We start from the raw sequence: 24,264 nt of genomic DNA, 5'->3' as shown, positions 1-24,264 counted from the left end.
ACTTACGTGACATTAGTGAACCTCATTCGAGTTCACCAAGTCGAGCAGATCACAACCGGATCACGAGTTGTGACCGCAATCGTGACCTCAGGAATATCACCAGTAACACCAGCCTCATAAGTAACAAGAAAGTCACGAGTGGTCCGAAGTCGGCGTGTGGCGTGTCGACCAAGGGCGGCCCCGCATCACGATGGCGGCCGAGACCGAGCACGCCTCGACGCCCGCCCGGCGCGCGAGGCTGCGCATCGCATCGATGACCGGACACCCTCCGGCGAGGAGACCCCCAGTGCGTTACCCCCGACCGAAGCATTCGATCGCTCTCGCGGCCATCGCCGCGGCGGTGGTCGCGAGTCCGTTCGCGGTGATCGCGAGCACCTCCGGCCCGCAGGCCGGCGACACCCGGCTCGTCGACAACAAACGGAAGATCGCCAACACCGAGATCGAGCAGGTGCCACTGCGTGAGCTGCCCGCCGCCATCCTCGACGTCGCGTCGTCGGGCCTCGCCGCCGCGGGCGTCGCGCTGCCGGAGATCGACCCCGATGCGTTCCCCCTCCCCGATCTGACGGTCCCGCTGCCGAAGGGGATCGTGCCGAGCGCTTTGACACCGAGCACTCCCGGGTCGAGCACCCCCGACTCCGGTGCACCGGAGACCACCACTTCCTCCGAGGCTCCCGCGCCGTCGACGACCGAGTCGGACCCGGCTCCCGCTCCGACCAGCACCACTCCCCCGCCCGTCACGACGATGCGCGACGGGCGCGAGGTGGGTGCCGCGGTGACGCACATCGTGCGCGAGGACCCCATCAAGATGGTCGCCTTCACCTGGGACCGCCCCGTCGACGTCGACCTGAAGCTGCGCGCCAAGCAGCCCGACGGGACCTGGAGTCCGTGGACCGTCCTGGAGCAGATCTCCAAGGGCGGCGCCCCGAGTGCCGAGAAACCGGCGGGCACCGAACCGGTGTGGGTCGGCGATGCGCGGGAGGTGCAGGTCGCCGCGTCGAAGGACGGTCTGGCGATCCCGGCCGCCGAGACCCAGGGCGGCGACCTGGCCCAGCTGGCCGTCGGCTCTGGAAGCGAGATCGTGACGAAGCTGGCCGAGACGGCCCTCAACACTCTCAAGGCAACGCTGATCAGCCCGGAGGGGCTGCTGTCCCTGGGTTCGTCGCTGCTGTCCCCGCTGACCGGCGGGCCGCAGGTGGTCGCGCGTCAGCAGTGGGGTGCCGACGAAGGGATCCGCTGCTCACAGCCGGTGTACTCGCCGCAGCTCAAGGGCGCGATCGTGCACCACACCGCGGGCAGCAACGACTACACCCCGCAGCAGTCGGTCGAGATCGTGCGCGGTATCTACGCCTACCACGCACAGAGCCTGAACTGGTGCGACATCGGTTACAACGTGCTCGTCGACAAGTACGGGCAGATCTTCGAGGGCGCGTTCGGCGGACTCGACCGCAACGTGGAGGGCACCCACACCGGCGGGTTCAACAAGGACACGGTCGGCCTGTCGTTCATCGGCAACCTGGAGGAGGTGCCGCCCACCGCGGCGGCGGTCGCCGCAGCCGGACGCTTCCTGCGCTGGCGACTCGGCAAGGCGGGTCTGAACCCCGCGGGCACGGCGACCCTGATGTCAGAGGGTTTCGCGGGCACCAAGTTCGCGGCCGGGACGCAGTCCAACCTGCCGATGATCTCCGGCCACCGCGACTACAACAGCACCAGTTGCCCCGGCGTGCACGGCTACGCGGCGCTGGAGCAGGTCCGCGCGCTGGCGGGTGGCGCAGCGCCGGCCCCGGAGGCGACTCCCGAGGCGACCCCGGAGGGAGCACCGCCCGCCGAGCCGGGGGCACCCGGGCAGGCCCCCGCGCCGGCGCCGGAGGCAGCCCCGCCGGCAGCGTGAGACGCGCGGGTCGATCGGTTCAGGCGAACCAGCGCTCGAGGACCTTCGCGACGCCGTCGTCGTTATTGCCGACGGTGATCTCGTCGGCGGCGTCGAGGGCGGCCTGATGGCCGTGCCCCATGGCGACGCCGTGGGACGCCCACGTGAGCATCTCGACGTCGTTGGGCATGTCGCCGAAGGCGATCACGCCGTCGCCGGGTAGCCCGGTCGCCTCACAGAGGCGCGCGAGTCCGGACGCCTTGTGCGTACCGGGCACCGACAGTTCGACGAGGCCGTTGTCGGTGGAGAACGTCACCTGGGCGAGGTCGCCGACTAACGGCTCCAGACGCGCGGCCATCTCGCCACTCGGCATGTCCGGTTTGCGCACCAGCAGCTTCACCGCCGGTTCGCTGAAAACCTCGTCGTCGCCGACCTCGACGTGATCCGGGTTCAGCCAGGCGTGTTCGTAACCGGCACTCGCGACGAACGGCGGCGTGGCGGCGTCGTGCGCCGACCGTCCGGCACGTTCGGCGGCGATACCGCATCCCGGGATCTGCCGGTAGGCGATCTCTCCCAGCTTCACGAGGGCGTCGGGTTCGAGGTTGGCCGACCACAGGACCCGGTCGTGCTCGGCGTCGTAGATGATGGCGCCGTTGGCGCACACCGCGTACCGGACGAAGGCATCGGTGCCGGCGAACTGATCGGTGATCTCGGCGATCCACCGGGGCGGGCGGCCGGTCGCGAGCACGAACTCGACGCCCGCCGCACGGGCCGCCGACAACGCGGACACGGTTCGCGACGACACCCGGTTCTCGTCGTCGATCAGTGTTCCGTCCACGTCGCTGGCGATGAGGGTGGGTGGACCGAATGTCATCTGTTTCCTCTGTCTCGGGCCTGGGTGGCCTCGCGTTCTCTCGCCGCGGCCTTGCGGGCGCGGGCTTCGGCCTTGCGAAGCGCTTCGTCGGCCTCGATGACCGCGGCCTCCTGCGGTGTCGGTGCAGACCCGCCGAGCCGGGCCGGAACCCAGAACTCACCCGCCGGGTGCGGGCCGTAGGCGTCCTGGACCTCGTGGAGCATGGAGCCCATCACCTCGTGTAGCCGCAAGGTCTCGCGTTCGGGTTTCTCTTCTGGGTCGACGGTGAAGGGCAATCCGTATCGGACGTGCACCGGGATGCGGCGACGGCCCATGTTCCGGCGCGCGCCCTTGGTCCATTGCCGGTGGGCGCCCCACACGATCGCCGGGACGATGGGGACCCCGGCCTCGGCGGCCATCCGCACCGCGCCGCTCTTGAACTCCTTGAGTTCGAAGCTGCGGCTGATCGTGGCCTCCGGATAGACGGCGACGACGTGGTCGTCGCGGAGGCGTTCGAGTGCCGCGCGGTAGGCGTCGGCGCCGCGGGACCGGTCCACCGGAACGGTCTTGGTGTGGTTGACCAGGAAGCGCATGATCGCGACATCCATCACCTCGGACTTGATGAGGAACCGCGTCCGCCGGCCGGCACGTTGCACGCCCAGCGCGGCCGGGATGAAGTCGACGTAGCCGGTGTGGTTGATGCACAGCACCACTCCGCCGGTTTCCGGGATGTTCTGGATCCCGGTGAAGTGCAGGCCGAGCGCTTGGGCGCGGACGAGCGTGTTCGCGATGATCTCGAGGGTCCGGTAAACCGGCTCCCGTCCTCGACGCGGCCCGCTGCTCATGCCTCCCAGGTTAACGGTCAGGGGTTGTGACGCTGAGCGCGCTTGGCGGCACGTTCGGCCTGTTCCTCGGCGTCCATGCGGTTCGCCTCCTCGAGCGTCGGCGCCGAGCCGCCGAGGCGTGCGGGGACCCAGAACTCACCCTTGGGATGCTCGCCGTAGGCGTCCTGCAGCTCGAGGAGCTTCGCACTCATGACCTCGTGCAGCTTTGCGGTGAGGGCGTCGGGATCGCCGGTGGGCTCGAGCGCCTCGCAGACCCCGATCGAGATCGGGTAGCCGGTGCGGCCGAGCCGCTTCGGGTGTCCCTTGGTCCACACGCGCTGCGCACCCCAGATGACGGTCGGGATGATCGGCGCACCGGACTCGATCGCCATGCGTGCCGCACCCGACTTGAACGCTTTCAGCTCGAAGCTGCGGCTGATCGTCGCCTCCGGGTAGACGCCGACGAGTTCACCGCGCTTGAGGTACTCGACCGCAGCCCGGTAGCTGTCGGCGCCGGCTGCGCGGTCGACCGGAATGTGCTTCAGCGACCGCATGATCGGGCCGGAGATCTTGTTGTCGAAGACCTCCTTCTTCGCCATGAACCGCACCTTCCGACGCCCCTGGAGGTGAGCGGGGATGCCGGCGTAGGTGAAGTCGAGGTAGCCGGTGTGGTTGATCGCGACGACGCCGGGGCCCTCGGCCGGGACGTGCTCGACGCCCGACACCTTGAACTTGAGACCTTCGGCCAGCCACAGCAGGCGGGCGGCGGTGATCACGGTGTCGTAGACGGGTTCCATGCCGCAAAGCTTAGCGATCGTGCTCCCGGTAGAGGTCAGGCGTCGGTCGCACCGATCCGGGTGACGGCGAACACGAGGTCGAGGGCGGCGTCGGAGAGCTGTGCGGGGGTCAGGGCGAGCCTGCCGTCGATGTGGTCGAGGTAAAGGGCCACGAGCGCGCCGGTGAGCGCGGAGGAGATCACCGCGACGCGTTCGGGGGCGAGCGAGTTCTCGTCGGCGACCATGCCCAGGACGGTTTCGACGAATCCGGGAACGGTGGCCGCGCGATGCGCGCGGAGGACGTCGTCGGCGAGCGGTTCGCGCAGCAGGATACGGGCTCGGCCCGGGTTGTCCTGGAAGAACTCGCGAAAGACCTCGAGCAGTGCACGCACGCTTCCCCGCAGGTCGTCGGGCCGCTCGATGCCGGCGATCCGGGTGAGGAGCTGTTCGGTGACCCGGTCGTACACCGCGGTGACCACCTGCTCCGTCGACTCGAAGCTCTCGTAGAAGTAGCGCGGGCTCAGGTTGGCCTCGCGCACGACCGCGCGCATCGTCACCGCCCCGGTGCCGCCGCTTCCCAGCAGGGTCTCGGCGACGGCCAGCATCTGCTCGCGCCGGTCGGTGGACCGGTCCTCGAGCGTCTGTCCGCGCCACAGCTTCCCCGAACTCATGTGTTCATCGTCGCATCTGCGCGGGGTGGGACTCATGGCCCACGCCACGGGAAATGGCGGCTCGATACCCTGGAGGCCTGTAGTGCTCGCCGCGGCAGCCCCGCGCACACCAGGAAAGGCCCCTACGTGCAGATCACCAGCATCGGTCATGCCGGTTTCCACATCCAGACCACCGCCGGATCGATCCTCTGCGACCCCTGGGTCAACCCCACCTACTTCGCCTCGTGGGTACCGTTCCCGGACAACTCCGAACTCGACTGGAAGACGCTCGGCGACTGCGACTACCTCTACGTCTCGCACCTCCACCGGGATCACTTCGACGAGAAGAACCTCCGCGAGAACGTCAGCAAGGACGCGACGGTCCTGCTCCCCGACTACCCGGTGCCGGACCTGCGTCGCGAGCTCGAGAAGCTCGGCTTCACCAAGTTCATCGAGACCACCGACTCGGTGAAAACGACGGTGACGAACGACAAGGGTTCGCTCGACGTCATGATCATCGCACTGCGCGCGCCCGCCGACGGGCCTATCGGCGACAGCGGTCTGATCGTCTCCGACGGCGAGACCGTCTGCTTCAACATGAACGACGCCCGCCCGATCGACCTCGACGTCATCGACGACGCGTTCGGCCACGTCGACGTTCACCTCCTGCAGTACTCGGGCGCCATCTGGTACCCGATGGTGTACGACATCCCGCGGAAGTCGAAGGCCAATTTCGCTTCTCAGAAGCGTCAGCGCGGAATGGACCGTGCGCGTTCTTACATCGAGCAGGTAGGCGCGACCTGGGTCGTCCCGTCAGCCGGCCCGCCGATGTTCCTCGACGAGGAGCTGTTCTACCTCAACGACTTCGGCTCCGGTGAGACCGCCGACGAGACCTCGATCTTCCCGGACCAGGAGACCTTCCTGGAGCAGATGCGCATCCACGGCACCGACGACGGCGAGAAGCATCGCGGTCTGATGATGGTCTCCGGTTCGGTCGCCGACTTCACCGGTTCGACGCTGAACGAGGTCAGCCACCCGTACGCGCCGGGCGACGTGTTCGGCGAGAACAAACGCGCCTACCTCGAGCGGATGAAGGAGAAGTTCGCGCCGGTCATCGCCGCGGACAAGGCCACCTGGGCACCCGCCGAGGGCGAACCGCTGATCGGCGCGCTCCGCGAGCTCTTCGAGCCGATCATGGCCCAGTCGGATCTGATCTGCGACGGCATCGGCTACCCCGTCGGCCTGGTGATGACCCCGGGCGGCGGTCCGGCGAACGACGCCACCGAGACCGTCGTACTCGACTTCCCCAACCGCATCGTGCGCGAACCGAAAGAGGGAGAAGGCAAGTACCGCTACGGTTTCCGTATCGCCACCGAACTCGTGCGCACGGTCCTCCGCGACAACGAGCCGGACTGGGTGAACACCATCTTCCTGTCCACGCGCTTCACCACGTGGCGCATCGGCGGATACAACGAGTTCCTCTACACCTTCTTCAAGTGTCTGACCGACGAGCGCATCGCCTACGCCGACGGCTGGTTCGCCGAGGCCCACGACGATTCGGCCTCGATCACCAAGGACGGCTGGGAGATCCAGCGTCGCTGCCCGCACCTGAAGGCCGACCTCGGCAAGTTCGGCGTCATCGAGGGCGAGAAACTGACCTGCAACCTCCACGGCTGGCAGTGGGACCTGACCTCTGGCCGCTGCCTGACGTCGAAGGGCCACGAGCTGCGCGCGAGCAAGCTCGACTGACGCGATGACGGCGTCCGAACGGACCTACGCCGGGCGGCCGGTCAGCGATCGCGCCGCCGAGCGTCGGCGTCGGTTCCTCGACGCCGCCCTCGTCGAGTTCACCGGTGCCGCCGGATACGCCGGCTCTTCGGTGACCTCCATCTGCCGGGCCGCCGGGCTCTCGCGGCGGCAGTTCTACGAGGAGTTCAGCGACCGCGAGGACCTGCTCGTCGCGCTGTACGACGAGATCCAGCACGCGGCCCGCGACGCCGTCGCAGAAGCGTTGGCGGGCATGGCATCCCGCGATCTGAGGCAATTGGCCACCGCCGCGATGAGCGCCTACATGACCTCGGTCGGCACCGACCCGCGTCGTGCGGAGGTCTCGTTCGTCCAGATCGTGGGCGTGAGCTCTCGCGTCGAGCAGCACCGCCTCGACGGGCGTGAGGAGTGGGTCGAGTTCTTCGTCGCGGCGATGGCCGACTTCGCCGGGCGCGCACCGAGCGAACGGCAACGCCACCTCGCGATCGCCTATGTCGGCGCCCTCACCGGGCTCGTCCACCGCTGGAGCGTGGCGCCGGACCCGGCAACGCTCGACGACATCGTCTCGGTCCTGTCCGACATCCTGCTCGCGTTTGCCGCGCTCTAGCCCTTCCCTGCCCGACGATTGTGCGCCGGCACACATCCATGTATGTTCGCTCAAAGTGTGAGACACAGACGTCTCACTATCTCGAGGGGGTCTTCATGGGTCGGGCATCCGGCAGGAGAACGGGACGTGGCCTGCGAACATTCATCGCAGCACTGACTCTCGCGCTCGTCAGCGGTACAGCACTCGGCGCCGGGACGGCCGCCGCAGTACCCGTTGCGCCACCCCTCCCGTTTCCGGTCCCGCCGGCCATCCCCGAGTTCGACAAGGACTTCTACCTACCCCCGGCGTCGGTATACGCGGACAAGAAGCCCGGCGAGTTGATCGCCGCCCGGCGCGTCCACCTCGCCGCGTTGTCGGTGATCCCGATCAACGTCGACGCCTGGCAGATCTCTTACCGCTCGACCAACACCCGGGGTGAGGCCATTCCCGCGGTCGCAACCGTTCTCAAGCCGAGGGGGCCGGTGAGGCCCGGACCGTCGAAGCTGGTGTCGTGGCAGTCTGCCGAGGACTCGACCGCGCTGTACTGCTCACCGTCATATGCGCTGCAGCAGGCATCGATCCCCGGTCAGCTGACCGGGTCGGTGGACTCCGCCTACGAGGTCCTGCAGATCACGTCGCTGGTCGGCGCCGGTTGGTCGGTCGTGATCCCCGACCACCAGGGACCCGAATCCGCCTTCGCAGCGGGCCCTCTCGCCGGACGGATCACCCTCGACGGCATCCGCGGCGCACGCGATTTCGCGCCGCTCGGACTGAAGAAGGACCTGCGGGTCGGGATGATGGGTTACTCCGGCGGAGCGATCGCGACCGGTTGGGCCGCGGAGCTCCACGAGCAGTACGCGCCGGAGCTGCCGATCGTCGGTGCGGCCGAAGGCGGTGTCCCCGCGGACATCCGGGCCATGGTGGACCTGGCCGACAGGAACGCCGCGTCGGGGCTCATCCTCGCCGGCATCATCGGCGTCAGCCGCGAATACCCCGAACTCGACCGGTTCCTGCAGCGCAATCTAAATCCGCTCGGAAAGGCGCTGCTCGCGAGCAAGAATCCTCTGTGTCTCACCTACCAGGCCGCGCTGGCACCGTTCGTGGACATCAAGGGCCTGGTGAACCTACCTGATCCGCTGAGCCACCCGACGCCGCGAAAAGTGCTGGGACAGCTGAAGATGGGCGAGCATGTCCCGCGGTTTCCGATGTTCGTCTACCAGTCGAATCCCGACTGGATCGCCCCGGTCGGCCCGGTGAACGAACTGGTGGGCACCTACTGCGCCGACCCGGATGCCAGTGTCCGATACGTCCGCGATCACTTCAGCGAGCACGTCTCGCTCGCGATCGAGGGCTTCGCACCGGGGATCGTGTGGATGCGGGATCGACTGGACGGCAGACCGGCTGGGATCGGCTGCACCACAACCGATCAGGGTTCGATGGCCCTCGATCCGAAGACCTGGCGCGCGTTCGTGAATCTCGTCGGCAACAACCTGGCTCTGGCGATCAACCAGGAACTCGGTAATCCTCCGCGCCTGCCCTAGGGCACGGCTCCGGCCCGCGCGGCGGGGAGTCGCCGGTGATGTGCACCCCGCATCACCGGCGACCCGGCCGCACCAGGGCGAGTGACGCGACGCCGGTCTTGAAGATGGGCTGGGCGGATGCCCGTGATGCGTGCCGAGGCGGTGATGGTGCCCCGGGGGCTGGTGATCGCGAGCAGATCGCCGTCCAGGACGTGCCGAGCCTCGGCATCGGAGGTCGCACACTTGGCCGACGTGTAGAAGCCGATCGCCGACGGCTGGGCAAGTCGTCGCCTGGACCGTACGGAGTGCGCTGACCCCAGGGATCTCGGATGCTGCTGGTTGCATCGCCGCTGGTCACGTCCCGACGGTTACCCAACGCGGGCAGTTTCATTCCGGGGTGTCGCGGGTACACGATTTCTAACTGAAATCGACGTTTCCCCGATACGACAGGGAGAAAATCATTGACGACTGTCACCGAGATACTCGAGGCACATCCGGTCCGCGACGACATCGACGACGCCGTGCTCGCGGCCTGTATCCAGGCGTGCGCTGAATGTACGCAGGCCTGCACCTCGTGCGCGGACGCATGCCTCGGCGAGAGCGGCGTGGAGCACCTCGTCGAGTGCATCCGCGCCGACCTCGACTGTGCCGACCTGTGTTCCGTCACCGAACGAGTGTTGCTCCGACGCACCGAGGCCAGCATCGCGGTGGTGCGGGAGACGTTGGAAGCGTGCGCCATCGCGTGTGGAGCCTGCGCTGACGAATGCGCGAAGCACGCCGACATGCATCAGCACTGCCGGATCTGCGCGGACGTCTGCCGACGCTGCGAGGAGGCCTGCCGCCGGCTGCTCGAGGTGCTCGGCTGAACACGACTCAAACCCGAAGACGCCCATCGTTACCGAGGCGTTGCCGGCCGGGCACGATCCGACGGCGATGATTGCCACCCAGCCACTGTGGGTAGGCAACTGAATACGGTCGAATGTGGCGCCACATCAGAGGCGCCCTGGTCGAACCCGACAGTGAGGAGAGAAGAACATGGCTCAGTACCGCGTCGTGGATTCCGACGAAAAGGTCATCGAGGAGAAGGATTTCGATGACGCCACCAGTGCATACGACTGGTTCAAGACCGTCGCCGCACCCGAGGACAGCCTCGGCACCGTCATGCAGGTCCACGACAACGGCGAGTGGAAGAACTTCGAGGTTTCCGATGGCGGCACCAACACTCATCCCTCAGCCGACGCAGAGTAGTTGCGATGCCGGCGGGCGGCTGCCTCAGCAGCCTCCCGTCGGACGTCCGGCGAACCGGTTGTCCAGAAACGCAAGAGCCTCGACGCTCCAGGGAATGAACGCCGCCGTGTGTGACTGACCGCGGTACTCGGTGAACGTCGTGGGCACACCGCGACGGCAGAAACTACCGGCCAGACGCGCGACGTCGGCGGTGATCATCACGCCGTCGCCTGTGCCGTCCGAATTCCCTACTCCCAGCATCATCGGCGCGCGCGGGGTTCCGAGCGTCCCCATGATGTTCTTCGAAAGGGCCTGGCGCGCACCGGGAACGTCGAGGATGCCACCGACCTGAGGCTGGAGAAGTTGACGGTCGGTGAGCCCCGGGTAATTGTCGGCGAACTGCTCGATGCACTGCCCGGCCACCTGACGGAGGATGCGAGTGCCTTTCCGGGACAGGTAGCCGGCCAGGTTCAGGTCGTAGGTCTCGTTGTATACGGCCATCAGCGCGGGGATGACCCCGGCCCAGTCCTGCTTACCGTTGATGTAACCCAGATTGTGGATGGGGTCGACGACCACTCCGCCGGCCGCCGCCCCGATGATGTTGAGCTCCGGTGCGTACTTCGGTGCCAGTTCCGCACCGAACCCGGTGGGCACCGATCCGCCGGAATAGCCGAACAGTCCGATCGGCGTGTGCGCCGGGGCGCGAAGTTGACGCAGCGTCGCCCGGAGACCGTCGAGAGCGGCGTACCCGGATTCGCGGGCGATCGTCCAGCGCAGTCCACGTCCCTCGTAGTCGGGCACCGACACCGTGTACCCGGCGGCCATCAGGCCGGTGACCAGGCTGATGTCGATCGGTCGCTCGGACATGTTACCGCCGCGCAGCGTATACGACGGGTCGCACTGGGAACCCAGCGCGTCGTAGAAGGAGTGGTACGACACGAGGCGACGCGGCGCCCCTGGCCCGACCCCCGGCGGAGAGATCACGGTGGTGACCGTCGACGTCGGCTTGCCGAAGTTGTTCGTGCTGCGGTACAGGATCTGCGTCGCGGAGATCGGCACATCCGTTCCACGCCAACCGAGTTGAACCTGGCGGGTTCGTAGTATCGCGCCCGGCACCCGGTTCTCGTAACCGCGGGGCGGCACGTAGAAGGGGTCCTGCGACGGGAGCCTGCTCGGCGCCGCGACCGGGTTCGGCACTGGCGCGGCGGTCGCCGGTTGGGCCACCAGACACAGGGAGACCCCCATGCCGATCACGGAGGTCAGCGTCGCCAGGAACCGCAGCATCAGGCGCATGGGCAGTAATGATGCCGGGGTTGTCGCCTTTTGGACGGCTTAAGCGGCATACCTGGCACAGTTCAGCCGACCGGTGTGCTCTCCCCCGCTCGTTCGACCTCCTCGACGACCGGCGACATGGCGACGACCACCGCGCCGACGACGGCGGCGATGAACGCGACCACCGCGACCGGTCCCCAGCCTTCCCGGACGGTGTCGCCGAGGACCACGATCCCGATGACGCCCGGCACCACGGTCTCGCCGACCACCAGCGACGCCGACGCCGCGCTCACCGCTCCCTTCTGCAGGGCCACCGTGAACATGTAGAACCCACCGGGTCCCGCCAGGATGATGGCGTACAGGGCGGGGTCGGTGACGAGTTCACCGAGATCGAAGGGGTCGAGGCCGTCGAGGATTCGCACCGCGACGGCGAGAACGCCGAACAGGACACCGCCGGACAGGCCGGCCAGCACCGCGACCCGGCTCTGCATCCGCGGGAGGATCGCCGCCCCGAGACCGAGGATGACGACCGCTGCGATGAGAACCGCCCAATGCAGCCACCATTCGTGTTTGCGTCCCTCGTCGCCCGCGGCGAACCCGAGCAGCACCAACGACACCACGACGACACCGATGGCGATCCAATCGCGCTGGGACAGCTTCGCTTTCAGCACGATGGTCGCCAGCACCACGGTCACGACCAGGTTGGCGCTGACGATCGGCTGTGCGAGGAACAGCGGGATCATCCGCGCCGCCACGAGGTTGCCGAGGAAACCGATACCGTCCAGCGCCATTCCCGCGATGAACGCCACCGTCAGCATGGCCGCGATGGTCGATCGCAACGACGGCGCCTCACCAGGCCCGGCACCCGTGTCGTCGACGCTCTGCGCGCCCCGTGCCTGCAGCACCGAGGCCGTTCCGTAGGCGAGTGCCGCGAAGACGGCCGCGAGGATTCCGATCAGCATCGGATCAGTATCCCCGCTTCAGACCGAAAATCGGTCACAGACCGGGACCTTCGGCACGCAAGTTGTCCACCTCGTCCATTGCGGCACGCAATTTGCCCAGCCACTCTTCGGTGTGGGCGCCGACCAGTTTGACCGACCAGGCCAGTGCGTCGGCCCTCGACCGGGCGACCCCGGCGTCGACAAGCGTGTCGAGCACGCGTCGTTCCGGCTGACGGAGTCGCGTCATGACCGGTACTGCGAGATGAGTGAAGAGGATTCGCTCGTCGCCGACGGCGACACCCCACGAGACCTTTCTTGCGTAGCGGGCCTGCGCCTCGTCGGCAATCGACATCCGTTCGGCGCGGGTCTCCTCGCGGAACCTCGACGCCCGCCCCTGCGCGGCGGCGCGTACGTCGGCATCGTTGCCGGTCGTCGGTGGCTCGAGCATTCCGATGACGGTTATCTCGTCGCGGTCGACGGTGACCTCTGCGGGTCCGGTGAACCAGGCGTCGGGCAGGCGGCCGGCGAACCACGCGGCCGCATCCCCGGCGTCGGGCAGTTCGGCCCGCTGCCAACCACCACGACGCCCGCCCGACCCTCGGCTTCCCTGTTGCGCGTTTTTCATGACCGCCTCCTCGAGCTGTATTACATGATTACAGTGTTACACCCCCGAGGAGATAAGTCACGAGCCCACTTGCCGGTTCTCGTCAGGCGCTGATGGTGTCGAGTTCGGCGATGTCTTCTTCGGTCAGTTGCAGTCCCGCGCCCGCGATGTTCTCGCGGAGGTGTGCAGCCGACGACGTCCCGGGGATGAGCAGGATGTTCGGTGAACGCTGAAGCAGCCAGGCCAGTGCGACGGACATGGGTGTGGCGCCCAGGCGGCCGGCGACCCGGGACAGCGCTTCGGACTGCAGCGGCGAGAAGCCGCCGAGCGGAAAGAACGGCACGTACGCGATGCCGTCGGCGGCGAGTTCGTCGATAAGGGCGTCGTCGGCGCGATGGGCGAGGTTGTACATGTTCTGGACGCAGACGATCGGGGCGACGGAACGTGCCTCGGCGACCTGCTCGACGGTCACGTTGCTGACCCCGAGGTGTCGGATCAATCCGTCCCGCTGCAGCTCGACGAGCGTCTCCATCCCCTCGGCGATCGAACCCGCCTGCAGCCCCAGCGTGTCGCCCATCCGCATGTTGACGAGGTCGAGCGCCTCGACGCCGAGGGCAAGAAGGTTGTCGTGAACCTGTTTACGTAGGTCCTCGGGTTCCCGGGCCGGTGGCCAGCCGCCCTCGGCGTCCCGGGTGGCGCCGACCTTCGTTGCGATGAACAGCGAGTCCGGATACGGATGAAGGGTTTCTCGGATCAGGTCGTTGGTGACACGCGGTCCATAGGCGTCGCTGGTGTCGATGTGGGTGATGCCCTGCTCGACGACGTCGCGGAGCACGGCGCGTGCCGCGTCGGGGTCGGCGGGCGGACCCATCACCCACGGACCGGCGAGTTGCATTGCGCCGTAACCGAATCTGGTGACTGTTGTGTCACCCCAGGGTCCAGGTGCCACCGGGCAGTGTGGTGGATGTGTTCACGGACATTCCTCAGTTCTTGATGTAGTCGAGTAGATCGGCGTTGATGGTCGCGGCGTTGACCGTGCACATGCCTTGCGAGAGGCCCGGGTAGACCTTCAGCGTGGCGTTCGGCACCAGCTTCACCGACCATTCGGCGGAGTCGGCGATCGGGACAACCTGGTCGTCGTCGCCGTGCATGATCAGGGTCGGCACGCTGATGGCCTTGAGGTCCTCGGTGAAGTCGGTCTCCGAGAACGCCTTGATGCCTTCGTAATGCGCCTTCGCGTCGCCGGCCATGCCCTGGCGCCACCAGTTGTAGATGACGCCCTGCGATGCTTCGGCGCCCGGACGGTTGTAGCCGTAGAACGGTCCCGACGCGACGTCGAGGTAAAACTGCGAGCGGTCGCCGGCCACACCGTCGCGGAAGCCGTCGAACACCTCTATCGGCAAGCCGCCCGGATTGGCTTCCGTCTTAACCATGATCGGCGGAACAGCACCGATGAGGACGGCCTTGGCCACGCGGCCGACGCCGTGCCGTGCGACGTAGCGGGCAACCTCGCCACCGCCCGTGGAGTGTCCGACATGGATGGCGTCGCGCAGGTCCAGGTGCTCGGCGACCGCCGCGGCGTCGGCTGCGTAGTGGTCCATGTCGTGTCCGTTGCCGACCTGTGCCGAGCGTCCGTGGCCGCGGCGGTCGTGAGCGATCACCCGAAATCCCTGCTGGACGAAGAACAGCAGTTGGGCGTCCCAGTCATCGGAGCTGAGGGGCCAGCCGTGATGAAACACGATCGGCTGACCGGCGCCCCAGTCCTTGTAGAAGATCTCGACGCCGTCGGTGGTGGTGACGAAAGGCATGATGTGCTCCTCGCGATCGTGCCCGGTGGGCGGTATTGATGACCGCTCCAGCGTCGCTCCACACACGGGTCGACAGCCTCCGTCAGGTGACTGCAATCCGACGACGGTACTGACTTAGGTCAGTCGGTCATCAGAAGGGCGGAGGTCCGTCGGCCTGCTGACGGCGTTCGCGTTCTCGCTGGTTGCGGGCGCGTTCGGCTCGCCGTCTGGCGTGTTTGTCTGCCAGTCGGTTGCGTGGGCGCGGCGGTTCGTCGCCGGTGATGACCCGTGGGGTCGGTGGGGCTTGGGGTGGCTGTTCGTAGCGGATACGCCGCAGGTTCGGGAAGGAGTCTTCGAGGGTTTCGGCGTCACCGGGGATGACGAACCCCTCGGACGTGCGGTATTCGGTGACCAGGTGGCCGTCGTCGTCGCGGTACTGGGTGTCGATCCAGTCGCCGAACGTTTTGTGTAGGTGCCCGAACCGGCATTTGGCGTTGAGGTTCTCACTGGCCGTCGGCCCACCCTGGGTGGGGTGGGTGTGGTCGTACTCGGTGACGTGGTCCAGATCGCTACCGAAAGCGGACTGGGCGCAGCCGGGTTCGGTGCAGTACCCGTCACGCACCCGCACGAAATCCGCACACGCAGCGGTCGGCCGGTACGGGTCCGCGGCTTGCGCACCCGGGTAGACGACCACGACATCCTTCGACGGGACATCCTCGGCGACGACGCGGGCCGGGGGTGTCCGCACCGGGGTGACAGGCTTGATGGTCGCGTCGGGCCGGGTGGCGAGATCACGCACATGCTCATCAGAGATGATCCCGTGGCCGTCGACCCAACCGATCCCCGAAGCCCCGGCGAGGGTGGCGGCATCGGTGACCACGTGGACGACGACCTCAGTACTCACCGCGCGGACCACCTCGGCGGGGTCGGGGATCTCGGCGTCACAATCCTCCCGCCCGCACTGGCAATCGAAGACGGTGCCAGTCAACAGCGCGAACATGGCATCGGAATTGCGCTGGTTACGGTTGCGCCCGTCCTGGGCGCAGACGGTATCGGCCAACGCTGTCACCGCTTTCGCGGCAATACGAATGTTCTCCGCCGCCATCACACCGGTGATCTCACCGGTCCCGTCGACGAAGTTCTCGGTCCACATCCCACGCTTGTCCAACGCTTCCTTGCGGCGTTCGCGCACCGCATCAGGATCGTGACGGAACACCAGCCGATCGACCATGTCCCGGAGTTTCGGGTTGGCCCACGCGCCCTTGCGATTACGCACGATGCGTTCGATCTCGGCATCGAGATCAGCCATGACCGCGTCATCGGAAATGAGGTCGGTACGGGAGATGACCGTCTGGATCAACTGGCGCGACAGGATGCCATCGCGCAGCGTGGTCAACACCTTCGGCAACCGGTCACGCAGGGCGAGTGCTTCACCGACCCACTGATCGGCCTGGTAGCGGGTGATCGCGGCTTCACGGCACACCCGGGTCACCATCTCGGTGTAGCGGTCGATGAAGAACCCGCCACCGGTGTTGACCACGAGCTGGTCGTAGACGGTGATGATCGATTCATACCGGCACCACGCCAGGTAAGCCTCGCCGTGGCGGATCGAACCGAACCGTTCCATATGGGTTGCGGTGTCGGACTGTTCGGGGTGGGCAGGATCGACCCCGGCGAGGAACTCGCCCGGTAGATCGGTCCACGCACGCGACACGCTGCCCCCACAACGTCTACAGCCCAACCTGGATGGCTGAATCTGTCACCACCCAATCTAGATCAACCCACCGACAAACTCGGATTCTCATCCACAAGGTCCCGGTAACCAACACGTTGTGCGCCAAACGGTTCCATCGACCTCAGTCGGTACCTGCCAAGGCATCGAGCGCATCACGAAGCGCTGCCCGCGAGGTGATTCCGAGTTTGGGGAACAACCGATACAGGTGCGACGAGACGGTGCGTGGCGACAGAAACAACCGCTCGGCGATCTGCGGGTTCGACAGACCCGACGCCGCAAGTCTCGCGACCTCGAGTTCCTGCGGAGTGAGTTCCGACCTCGACCGCGCACGACTCATCCCCGTGGCACGCAGCTCGGTGTTCGCACGGCTCAACCATGTACGAGCTCCGATGTCGGCGAACAACTTTCGCGCAGCGTCCAGCTGCCGCCGAGCATCACGTGCTCGACCCTGACGACGAAGAACCTCACCGGATGCGAGGTGTACTCGACCGACCTCGAAGGGCCACTGTTCGCGGCCCGGGATCGTCAGTGTCTCCTCGTGTATCCGTACGGCCTCGTCGGGTTCTGACGCCATCGCGGTACACAACCCGGAGATGAGAGCCAACCGCGACGAGATGCGTTCGAGGCCGGCCGAGCGGAACGCTTCGGCGTGTGCACGGGCCTCGTCGACCCGCCCGGTGCGCACTGCGGCCTCGATGAGATCTGGTGCAGCCCATACCGCCTCGGGATTGAAGCGGGCGAGCTCACCAGGTGTGCACACCTCCACCGCGTGGCGGTGAGCCGTCTCGAAGTCGGCGACTCCGAGTGCCGCCCTGGCCCTGGCGAAGTGGGCACATTTCACGAGCCGGTGCACCCGGCGAGGACCGGACCAGCCCCAGATCCGCTCGCAGTGTTCGATGGACTCTTCGAGGTCCCCGCGCTCCGCCGCAGCCATCGCTGCGGCGTAGTGCCCCACCTGAGCCCACAGCGGGTACCCGGTCCTCTCGGACAGTGTGATGAGCTCTGCTGCGGCATCCGACGCCGCTGAAAGCCTTGCAGCATAGAGATGATCGAGGGCAAGGTAGATGAGACCAGGCATGCTCGATCCGACCGCACCGCCGTCACGGATGACCCGCGTGACAGACTCCCGGCATCCGGGCAGGCGATCGACGTACGAGGCGACCAGTGCGGTGCGGATCACGATGTCGGTGTCGGTCTCATCGCGCAGACGGTCGATCGCCGCGTCAAGGCGCCGCAGCTGCTCGTTGTCCATCGAGCCGAGATCATGGTGGACGCGGGCCAGTGTTGCTGCGGATGCCGTTGACGGGTCGGGGAATCGCCCGACGAGATCCATCAACGGCTGCCAGTACTCACGGCCACCGAGATAGTCCGCTGCGAGGGTGAGAGTGAAGAGAGCGTCTTCGACGTCGCCGGTGCGCGGACCGTCGACGGACGTCGCGGCCTCGAGCGCCGGCATCAACATGGTGTACGCGGTGTCTGCGTCACCCTCGGTGACGAGGACGAGAAACGCAGCCGCCGCAGTGGCTCCGATCGGTTGACCCCCGGGAACCCCCTGGAGCGCGTGCAACAGTTCATGAGACGTGTCGAGTTCACCGGCGATCCAGGCGGCGACATAGGCGGCCTGCGACAACCGCCGCCTCCCCTTTTCGGCCTCCGGACTCAGCTCCGCCGCCCGTCGCAACATCGCGACCGCCCCGCCGGGATCGCCTCGGCGCAAGCTGGTCTGGGCCGCCACCTCGACCACCGAGGCAACGGACTCGTCAGGCGTGGTCGTCGACTTCGCCAAGTGGACACCACGACGGTCGGGCTGGTCGACCAGCACGTCCGCGAGCCGTCGGTGCGCCGTGCGCCGCTGCTCCGCGGTGGAACCGTCGACCACCGCCGACCTGACCAGCGGATGCCGGAACCGAATGATGTGGTCATCCTCCTCGACGATCACCAGGTGATCACGTTCGGCCGCGGCCAGGTCGTCGAAACCTTCTGACGCACCGACCACTTGGAGGATTCGGAGATCGCCGGAGCCCTCGAGGGCGGCCAACAGGAGCAGGTCGCGGGTCCGCTCGGGTAGTCGACCGATCCGAGCGCCGAAGAGTGCGCTGACATCTCGGGCCGGTCCGCCCACCCAGCCGGCGCGGTCACCTGATGCGCCCGTGGTCCCGGCGAACTCGAGCAGTGCCAGCGGATTGCCCTGCGCGTCACCGGCCACGGAGGACAGAACACTTCGGGGGAGGTGAGCGAAACGACGCGCGAGGAGGCGGAGGGAGTCCGCATCCGTCAGTGGGGTGACATCCAGTTCGGCGACGCCGGTCGGCCGGAATGCACCGCCTGGTCCCGACCGCCGGGCCGCCAGAACTCCGATCCGCCGCCCTTGCACCCGCCGGGCGATGAAGCCGATCGCGGCAATGCTCGGTTGATCCACCACGTGCAGATCATCGATCACGAGTAGAAGAGGATCGTCGGCCGCGGCCGCGGCGAACAACCCCAACGCAGCGTTCAGGACCGCTATCTGGCTTGGCGCGCTGCCGTCTTCGAGACCCAACGCCACCTCGAGAGCAGCGCGCTGGGACTCCGGGAGACGGCCGAGCTCGGCCGCCAGCGGGAGGACCAGCTGATGCAGGACAGCGAAACCGAGCTCGGACTCGAATTCGATGCCGCTCCCGCGGATGACGCGCATACCCGCGGCACGCGAGGTGTCGACGGCGGCGTCGAGCAACGCGGTCTTGCCGACCCCGGGATCGCCGGTGAGCAGCAATGCGGCGCCATCGATCCGGGTGCTGTCGAGAAAGGTTCGGAGCGCGGCGAGTTCGGCGTCCCGCCCGACCAGCCCCGCTCGCGCATCGCTCATGGCTGACATTCCCCGACCTGTTCCCGTCCTGCCCGAAGACCACGTCCTACGCACTGGCCAGATCGCCTAGTGGGGCCGGCCCAGTTCCCGCGGTGGATGTCCGTACCCACGAGGCGCATTCGTTGCGTCGGCGGTCTCCACCGCGGTGACGGCACCCGACGACGCGAGCACCACTCCGCCGCCGACTGCCGCGACGAAGGCGACGATCGCGACCGGTCCCCAGCCGGCGCGCGTGACGTCGCCGAGGAAGGCGATGCCGACCGCGCCCGGGAGCACCGTCTGCCCGACGACAAGAGCTGCCGCGGCACCGTTCACCGAGCCGGTCTGCAGTGCCACGGTGAACAGGTAGAAGCCGCCGATCCCGCTGAGCAGCAACCCATACAGAGCCGGGTCGGTGAACAGCACGGTGAGGTCGAGGGGGTCGATACCGTCCAGGATTCGAGACGCCACCGCCATCACACCGAACACCGCGCCGGCGATGAGACCGGTGACCGTCGCGATGTGGGTCTTCAAGCGGCGCATCACGATCAGACCGAGGAGGATCAGCGCGGGCCCGGCGACCAGCACGGCCCAGCGCATCCATGCGGTGTGGTCCACCCCCTCGCGGCCTGCCGACACCGCCAGCAGGATCAACGAAGCCACGACCACCGCACCGGCGATCCAATCACGCATGGTGAGGCCGACTTTCAGCACGACCATGGCGAGCAGTGCCGTGGCGACCAGCCGGGCCGAGATGATGGTCTGCGACAGGAACAGCGGGATCAGTCGGGCCGACGCGATCGTCGCGATAAACCCGATGATGTCGAAGACGAACCCGATCAGGAACGGCACCGTCAACATCGTCAGCGCGGTGGACTTCAGCGACGGGTGCGCAGCCGCGGATCGTCGACGCTCCTCACGGATGGCGGCGCGCTGCGAGACCTGCTCGGCGCCGAGCGCCTGCAGAACGGCCGCGGCGGCGAACGCCAGCGCACCGATCACCGCGATGACGATCCCGCTGGTCATGACGCAGGCTCAGATCAACGAGGCGTGAGGACGTCGGTGCCCACGAACTTCGCCAGCTCCGGCGGCAGTTTCACCGAACCGTCGGGCTGCTGGTGGTTCTCGAGGATGGCCACCAGCCAGCGGGTCGTCGCGAGCGTGCCATTGAGCGTCGCCGCAGTCTGCGGCTTCCCGTTCTCGTCGCGGTAGCGGATCGAGAGGCGACGGGCCTGGAACGTCGTGCAGTTCGACGTCGACGTGAGCTCCCGGTAGGTGTTCTGCGTGGGAACCCATGCCTCGCAGTCGAACTTGCGCGAGGCCGACGAACCGAGATCACCACCGGCGACGTCGATGACGCGATAGGGCACGTCGATCGCGGCCAGCATGTCCTTCTCCCAGCCCAGTAGACGCTGGTGCTCGGCCTCGGCGTCCTCGGGCTTGCAGTAGATGAAGCCCTCGACCTTGTCGAACTGGTGCACGCGGATGATGCCGCGGGTGTCCTTGCCGTAGCTGCCGGCCTCGCGGCGGAAACACGTCGACCAGCCGGCGTAGCGCTTCGGACCGTCGGACAGGTCCAGGATCTCGTCCATGTGGTAGCCGGCGAGCGGCACCTCCGAGGTCCCGACCAGGTACAGGTCGTCGTCCTTGTCGAGGTGGTAGACCTCGTCGGCGTGAGCGCCGAGGAAGCCGGTGCCCTCCATGACCTCCGGACGCACCAGGACGGGCGGGACCATCAGCGTGAAGCCGTTGGCGGCAGCCTTCTGCGCGGCCATGTTCAGCAGGCCGAGCTGCAGGAAGGCACCCTGCCCGGTCAGGAAGTAGAACCGCGAACCCGACACCTTGGCGCCGCGCTCCATGTCGAGCAGACCGAGCGACTCACCCAGCTCGAGGTGGTCCTTCGGGTTCTCGATCTCGCGGGGCTCACCCACGTGCTCGAGGACCACGTAGTCGTCCTCGCCGCCGGCGGGAGCCTCGGACGCGACGATGTTGGAGATCGCGCGGTGCGCTTTCGCGGCGGCCTCGTCGGCCTCGGACTGACGCGCGACCGCGGCCTTGACCTGTTCGGCGAGCTCCTTGCCCTTGGCGAGCAACGCCTGCTTCTCGTCGCCCTGGGCCTTGCCGACCTGCTTTCCGAGAGCCTTCTGCTCGGATCGCAACGTGTCGGCGTCGACGATGGCCGCACGACGGGCCGCGTCGGCATCGAGCAGGGCATCCACCAGGCCGGGGTCCTCGCCGCGGGTGCGCTGCGAAGCGCGGACCAGATCCGGGTCGTCACGAACAATCTTCAGGTCGATCACGCCTTCAAACCCTACTTGAGCGCGCGATGCGAACCCGATCACGCCACCGAAGTGAAACGCGGGCCGGCCCGCAGGTCAGCTCCAGAGCGCCCGGAGATCGTCGCGACCGAACATCGCCGCGGCATCGGCGGCCGACGGGGTGCCGCCGTACGGGTCGGCCCCGGCGTCGACGAGCAGCCGGACCACATCGTCGAATCCCTTGAACACCGCACCGGCCAGCGGCGTCTGGCCTTTGTCGTTGGCGAGGTCCGGATCGGCGCCACGGGTCAGCAGAGCCGACACCACCGCCGCATGGCCGTGGTAGGCCGCCAGCATGAGCAGCGAGTCGCCGGCCTGGTTGCGCAGGTCAGCCGGCACGCCGGCATCGACATAGACACCCAGGGCGGAGTCTCCGGATCGGGCCATGCCGAAGAGCCGGGTGGCCAGCTCGACGACCTCCGGATCGGGCGACGGTTCCGATGCGGGCGGTGAGGAATCGGCGGACACCTCCGCGAGTGTAGGCAGCCACCGACAAGGGTGCCGGGCTCCGCATCGGCTGATGCGGGTGTGCCCGGTCCCATCGACCAGGCATGATGGATCCCGATGAACGAGCCCGACCCCGACCGCCACCCGCCCGGCCCCGACGACGCGCACCACGCCCCCGCCGACGACTTCACCGCCGTCGACCCGGTCGAGCCGCACGACGAGCCGGCGAAGGCCGCCACCCGGCCCCCGCGATCCGCCACGCGCAACCCCGTCTTCGTCGTACTGGCCGCGATCGTCGTCGGCGCTCTCGTCGCCGGCGGCATCGCCTTCGCGATGGGCGTCTTCGACGACTCCGGCAGCGTCGGCGGCAGCAAGGTCGGCGAGGGCGAACGCCTCGTCCAGAACGCCTTCACCCAGTCGGTGGCCGGCGACTGTCTGGACTGGCCCGAGGGCAACCCCGGACAACCGACCGCGGTGGACTGCGCACAGAAGCACCGCTTCGAGGTGGCCGGCGGCATCGACACCTCCCTCATCCCCGGCGTCGAGTTCGGTGAGGACGCGCTGTGGCCCGGGCCCGAACGCTTCGCCGCCATCCGCGACGAACAGTGTCCGGTCATCGTCGACCAGTACCTGGACGGCCGCCTCGACCCGCAGGGCCGCTTCTCGGTCGGCATGATGTACCCGTCGCAGGCCCAGTGGGACAAGGGTGCCCGGCAGCTGCGCTGCGGAGTCCAGGAGGACGGGGCCGACGGTCAGCCCGTGCAGTTCTCCGGCCGCGTCGCCGACCAGAACCAGTCGTATGTGTGGCCCGAGGGAACCTGCATCGGCATCGACCCGGAGACCCGCAATCCCACCGGATTCCCGGTGAACTGCGCCGAGCCGCACGCCTTCCAGACCACCGGCATCGTCGACCTCGCGGTCCGCTTCGGCGACCGGATGTCGAACAAGCCGTGGCCCGCGACCGGCGCCCAGAACAACTACCTCGGCACCATCTGCCCGAAGCAGGCCGAACGCTTCGCCGGCGGCGCGCCCGCCCTCGACAAGACGACGCTGAACGTCCAGTGGTCGGTGCTCAGCGAGCCGAGCTGGCTGGCCGGCAGCCGAAAGGTGGTCTGCTACCTCGGTCTGCCCGACAAGCGCGGCGGATTCGCCACCCTCGTCGGCGACGCCAAGGACGGTGCGCTGCTGATCAACGGCAAGGCACCCGTTCCGCCACCTGCCGCTCCGCCCGGTCGTGCTCTTCCGACGCCGGTGCCGCTCCCGCCGGGAATCGCGCCGAATCCCGACCAGGCCCCCGCCCCGGCGGGCTGACCCATGGCCGTTCCGATGTCCGACGACGAGTTCGACGGGCTGGTCTCCGACGCACTGGACACCATCCCGTCGGAACTGACCGGCGCGATGAACAACGTGGTCATCCTCGTCGAGCCGTACAACCCCGAGGAGCCCGACATCCTCGGGTTGTATCAGGGCGTGGCGCTGACCCTGCGCGATCACGACTACGGCGGATTCCTGCCGGACACGATCACGATCTACCGCGACCCGATCCTGGCGATGTGCAACTCGCGCGACGAGGTGGTGCACGAGGTCGCGGTCACCGTCATGCACGAGATCGCCCACCACTTCGGAATCGACGACGCCTGGCTGCACGCCAACGGGTGGGGCTAGGAACCAACCCCGGAACCCCAGGTCAGGCCGGATGTTTCATCGTGGCCGGAATGCGGAATACCGAGATTCCGATGTCCAGCCCACATCCAGGAGTATCGCCATGTCCACCGACGCCATCGTCATCCTGAAGGACGACCACAAAGAGATCCGCAAACTCTTCCGCGACTTCAAGTCACAGGGCCCGAACGCCGTCAAGACCAAGGGCAAGATCGTCGACAAGATTATCGAGGCCCTCACCGTGCACACCTACATCGAGAACGAGTGCATGTATCCCGAGATCCGTAAGCGTGTACCCGATCTCGAGGACGACATCCTCGAGTCCTACGAGGAGCACCACGTCGCCGACGTCCTCGTCGTCGAGCTCGCCGCGCTGAAGCCGGACTCCGAGCGGTTCGACGCCAAGACGACCGTGCTGATCGAGAACGTCGAGCACCACATCGAGGAGGAAGAGGACGAGTGGTTCCCGAAGGTGCGGGAAGCCCTCGGCCGCAAGGACCTCCAGGAGATCGGTGAAGAGATGCTCCGCCTCAAGGAGAAGGCACCGCGACGCCCGTCTCAGCCGTCGGCGTTGAAGAAGACGGTCGACGCGATCATCAAGTAG

General features: G+C 67.4%; 22 protein-coding genes and 1 pseudogene. 9 read left to right on the top strand and 14 right to left on the bottom strand.

Annotated features, from left to right (window positions below):
* Nucleotides 1-286: 286 nt before the first annotated feature.
* Nucleotides 287-1,888: a peptidoglycan recognition protein family protein gene (locus RVF83_RS06950; RefSeq protein WP_005199245.1), complete on the top strand. Its 1,602-nt coding sequence runs from the start codon at nt 287-289 to the stop codon at nt 1,886-1,888.
* A 19-nt stretch (nt 1,889-1,907) separates the two neighbouring features.
* Here RVF83_RS06950 and RVF83_RS06945 read toward each other — a convergent pair whose 3' ends face one another.
* From RVF83_RS06945 to RVF83_RS06930, 4 genes are read right to left on the bottom strand one after another with little or no spacing between them, the layout of a single operon-like run.
* Complete coding sequence (locus tag RVF83_RS06945) at nt 1,908-2,741, bottom strand: Cof-type HAD-IIB family hydrolase (RefSeq protein WP_005199246.1); 834 nt, start codon at nt 2,739-2,741, stop codon at nt 1,908-1,910.
* Complete coding sequence (locus tag RVF83_RS06940) at nt 2,738-3,565, bottom strand: lysophospholipid acyltransferase family protein (RefSeq protein WP_005199247.1); 828 nt, start codon at nt 3,563-3,565, stop codon at nt 2,738-2,740. The genes RVF83_RS06945 and RVF83_RS06940 overlap by 4 nt, the downstream gene beginning before the upstream one ends.
* Before the next feature lie 17 nt (nt 3,566-3,582).
* Nucleotides 3,583-4,341: a lysophospholipid acyltransferase family protein gene (locus RVF83_RS06935; protein ID WP_005199248.1), complete on the bottom strand. Its 759-nt coding sequence runs from the start codon at nt 4,339-4,341 to the stop codon at nt 3,583-3,585.
* Nucleotides 4,342-4,376: 35 nt separating this feature from the next.
* Nucleotides 4,377-4,991, bottom strand: coding sequence for a TetR/AcrR family transcriptional regulator (locus tag RVF83_RS06930; protein WP_005199249.1), 615 nt, complete (start codon nt 4,989-4,991; stop codon nt 4,377-4,379).
* Between the two features lie 126 nt (nt 4,992-5,117).
* On the opposite strand from RVF83_RS06930, the gene RVF83_RS06925 reads away from it, so the two are divergent.
* From RVF83_RS06925 to RVF83_RS06905, 5 genes are all read left to right on the top strand, one after another.
* Nucleotides 5,118-6,719, top strand: coding sequence for a Rieske 2Fe-2S domain-containing protein (locus RVF83_RS06925; protein ID WP_005199250.1), 1,602 nt, complete (start codon nt 5,118-5,120; stop codon nt 6,717-6,719).
* Nucleotides 6,720-6,723: 4 nt separating this feature from the next.
* The gene (locus RVF83_RS06920) at nt 6,724-7,344 is read left to right on the top strand and encodes a TetR/AcrR family transcriptional regulator (RefSeq protein WP_005199251.1); all 621 of its coding nucleotides are present in this window, start codon (nt 6,724-6,726) and stop codon (nt 7,342-7,344) included.
* Between the two features lie 95 nt (nt 7,345-7,439).
* Nucleotides 7,440-8,864 carry a lipase family protein gene (locus tag RVF83_RS06915; RefSeq protein ID WP_005199252.1) on the top strand — a complete coding sequence of 475 codons (1,425 nt, stop codon included), beginning with the start codon at nt 7,440-7,442 and terminating at the stop codon, nt 8,862-8,864.
* A gap of 440 nt (nt 8,865-9,304) precedes the next feature.
* Nucleotides 9,305-9,709: a four-helix bundle copper-binding protein gene (locus RVF83_RS06910; RefSeq protein WP_005199253.1), complete on the top strand. Its 405-nt coding sequence runs from the start codon at nt 9,305-9,307 to the stop codon at nt 9,707-9,709.
* 169 nt (nt 9,710-9,878) lie between these two features.
* Nucleotides 9,879-10,091, top strand: a complete 213-nt coding sequence (locus RVF83_RS06905; protein WP_005199254.1) for a hypothetical protein — start codon at nt 9,879-9,881, stop codon at nt 10,089-10,091.
* A 24-nt stretch (nt 10,092-10,115) separates the two neighbouring features.
* Here the strand turns inward: RVF83_RS06905 and RVF83_RS06900 are convergent, their stop codons facing one another.
* The 10 genes and pseudogenes from RVF83_RS06900 to RVF83_RS06855 form a co-directional block, all read right to left on the bottom strand.
* A complete protein-coding gene (locus RVF83_RS06900) occupies nt 10,116-11,363 on the bottom strand; it encodes a lipase family protein (protein ID WP_005199255.1) in 1,248 nt (415 codons plus the stop codon).
* Between the two features lie 62 nt (nt 11,364-11,425).
* The gene (locus RVF83_RS06895) at nt 11,426-12,304 is read right to left on the bottom strand and encodes a hypothetical protein (RefSeq protein WP_005199256.1); all 879 of its coding nucleotides are present in this window, start codon (nt 12,302-12,304) and stop codon (nt 11,426-11,428) included.
* A 34-nt stretch (nt 12,305-12,338) separates the two neighbouring features.
* On the bottom strand, nt 12,339-12,908 hold the full coding sequence (locus RVF83_RS06890) for a hypothetical protein (protein WP_005199257.1): 570 nt from the start codon (nt 12,906-12,908) through the stop codon (nt 12,339-12,341).
* An 82-nt stretch (nt 12,909-12,990) separates the two neighbouring features.
* A pseudogene (locus RVF83_RS06885) lies at nt 12,991-13,867 on the bottom strand (aldo/keto reductase family oxidoreductase).
* Between the two features lie 3 nt (nt 13,868-13,870).
* The gene (locus RVF83_RS06880) at nt 13,871-14,695 is read right to left on the bottom strand and encodes an alpha/beta fold hydrolase (protein ID WP_005199259.1); all 825 of its coding nucleotides are present in this window, start codon (nt 14,693-14,695) and stop codon (nt 13,871-13,873) included.
* 130 nt (nt 14,696-14,825) lie between these two features.
* Nucleotides 14,826-16,388, bottom strand: coding sequence for an HNH endonuclease signature motif containing protein (locus RVF83_RS06875; RefSeq protein ID WP_005199260.1), 1,563 nt, complete (start codon nt 16,386-16,388; stop codon nt 14,826-14,828).
* A 142-nt stretch (nt 16,389-16,530) separates the two neighbouring features.
* A complete protein-coding gene (locus RVF83_RS06870) occupies nt 16,531-19,254 on the bottom strand; it encodes an AAA family ATPase (protein WP_005199261.1) in 2,724 nt (907 codons plus the stop codon).
* Between the two features lie 66 nt (nt 19,255-19,320).
* The gene (locus tag RVF83_RS06865) at nt 19,321-20,259 is read right to left on the bottom strand and encodes a hypothetical protein (protein WP_005199262.1); all 939 of its coding nucleotides are present in this window, start codon (nt 20,257-20,259) and stop codon (nt 19,321-19,323) included.
* Nucleotides 20,260-20,273: 14 nt separating this feature from the next.
* Nucleotides 20,274-21,533, bottom strand: a complete 1,260-nt coding sequence (serS, locus tag RVF83_RS06860; RefSeq protein WP_005199263.1) for a serine--tRNA ligase — start codon at nt 21,531-21,533, stop codon at nt 20,274-20,276.
* 75 nt (nt 21,534-21,608) lie between these two features.
* On the bottom strand, nt 21,609-22,019 hold the full coding sequence (locus tag RVF83_RS06855) for an ankyrin repeat domain-containing protein (RefSeq protein WP_005199264.1): 411 nt from the start codon (nt 22,017-22,019) through the stop codon (nt 21,609-21,611).
* Nucleotides 22,020-22,115: 96 nt separating this feature from the next.
* Here RVF83_RS06855 and RVF83_RS06850 point away from each other — a divergent pair, with 96 nt between their 5' ends.
* The 3 genes from RVF83_RS06850 (at nt 22,116) to RVF83_RS06840 (ending at nt 24,264) form a co-directional block, all read left to right on the top strand.
* Complete coding sequence (locus RVF83_RS06850) at nt 22,116-23,309, top strand: septum formation family protein (RefSeq protein ID WP_005199265.1); 1,194 nt, start codon at nt 22,116-22,118, stop codon at nt 23,307-23,309.
* 3 nt (nt 23,310-23,312) lie between these two features.
* Nucleotides 23,313-23,663 carry a metallopeptidase family protein gene (locus RVF83_RS06845; protein ID WP_005199266.1) on the top strand — a complete coding sequence of 117 codons (351 nt, stop codon included), beginning with the start codon at nt 23,313-23,315 and terminating at the stop codon, nt 23,661-23,663.
* A 100-nt stretch (nt 23,664-23,763) separates the two neighbouring features.
* Complete coding sequence (locus RVF83_RS06840; protein WP_005199267.1) at nt 23,764-24,264, top strand: hemerythrin domain-containing protein; 501 nt, start codon at nt 23,764-23,766, stop codon at nt 24,262-24,264.

The organism is Gordonia rubripertincta, assembly GCF_038024875.1.
Classification (GTDB): domain Bacteria; phylum Actinomycetota; class Actinomycetes; order Mycobacteriales; family Mycobacteriaceae; genus Gordonia; species Gordonia rubripertincta.
The sequence above is the reverse complement of the archived record's forward strand: the minus strand, read 5'-3'. Positions and strand labels throughout refer to the sequence as shown.

Bases quoted from the DNA above. Each gene is read 5' to 3' on its own strand.
- RVF83_RS06945 (WP_005199246.1), bottom strand. From the start codon at position 2,741: ATGACATTCGGTCCACCCACCCTCATCGCCAGCGACGTGGACGGAACA.
- RVF83_RS06940 (WP_005199247.1), bottom strand. From the start codon at position 3,565: ATGAGCAGCGGGCCGCGTCGAGGACGGGAGCCGGTTTACCGGACCCTC.
- RVF83_RS06935 (WP_005199248.1), bottom strand. From the start codon at position 4,341: ATGGAACCCGTCTACGACACCGTGATCACCGCCGCCCGCCTGCTGTGG.
- RVF83_RS06930 (WP_005199249.1), bottom strand. From the start codon at position 4,991: ATGAGTTCGGGGAAGCTGTGGCGCGGACAGACGCTCGAGGACCGGTCC.
- RVF83_RS06920 (WP_005199251.1), top strand. From the start codon at position 6,724: ATGACGGCGTCCGAACGGACCTACGCCGGGCGGCCGGTCAGCGATCGC.
- RVF83_RS06915 (WP_005199252.1), top strand. From the start codon at position 7,440: ATGGGTCGGGCATCCGGCAGGAGAACGGGACGTGGCCTGCGAACATTC.
- RVF83_RS06905 (WP_005199254.1), top strand. From the start codon at position 9,879: ATGGCTCAGTACCGCGTCGTGGATTCCGACGAAAAGGTCATCGAGGAG.
- RVF83_RS06900 (WP_005199255.1), bottom strand. From the start codon at position 11,363: ATGCGCCTGATGCTGCGGTTCCTGGCGACGCTGACCTCCGTGATCGGC.
- RVF83_RS06895 (WP_005199256.1), bottom strand. From the start codon at position 12,304: ATGCTGATCGGAATCCTCGCGGCCGTCTTCGCGGCACTCGCCTACGGA.
- RVF83_RS06890 (WP_005199257.1), bottom strand. From the start codon at position 12,908: ATGAAAAACGCGCAACAGGGAAGCCGAGGGTCGGGCGGGCGTCGTGGT.
- RVF83_RS06880 (WP_005199259.1), bottom strand. From the start codon at position 14,695: ATGCCTTTCGTCACCACCACCGACGGCGTCGAGATCTTCTACAAGGAC.
- RVF83_RS06870 (WP_005199261.1), bottom strand. From the start codon at position 19,254: ATGAGCGATGCGCGAGCGGGGCTGGTCGGGCGGGACGCCGAACTCGCC.
- RVF83_RS06865 (WP_005199262.1), bottom strand. From the start codon at position 20,259: ATGACCAGCGGGATCGTCATCGCGGTGATCGGTGCGCTGGCGTTCGCC.
- RVF83_RS06850 (WP_005199265.1), top strand. From the start codon at position 22,116: ATGAACGAGCCCGACCCCGACCGCCACCCGCCCGGCCCCGACGACGCG.
- RVF83_RS06845 (WP_005199266.1), top strand. From the start codon at position 23,313: ATGGCCGTTCCGATGTCCGACGACGAGTTCGACGGGCTGGTCTCCGAC.
- RVF83_RS06840 (WP_005199267.1), top strand. From the start codon at position 23,764: ATGTCCACCGACGCCATCGTCATCCTGAAGGACGACCACAAAGAGATC.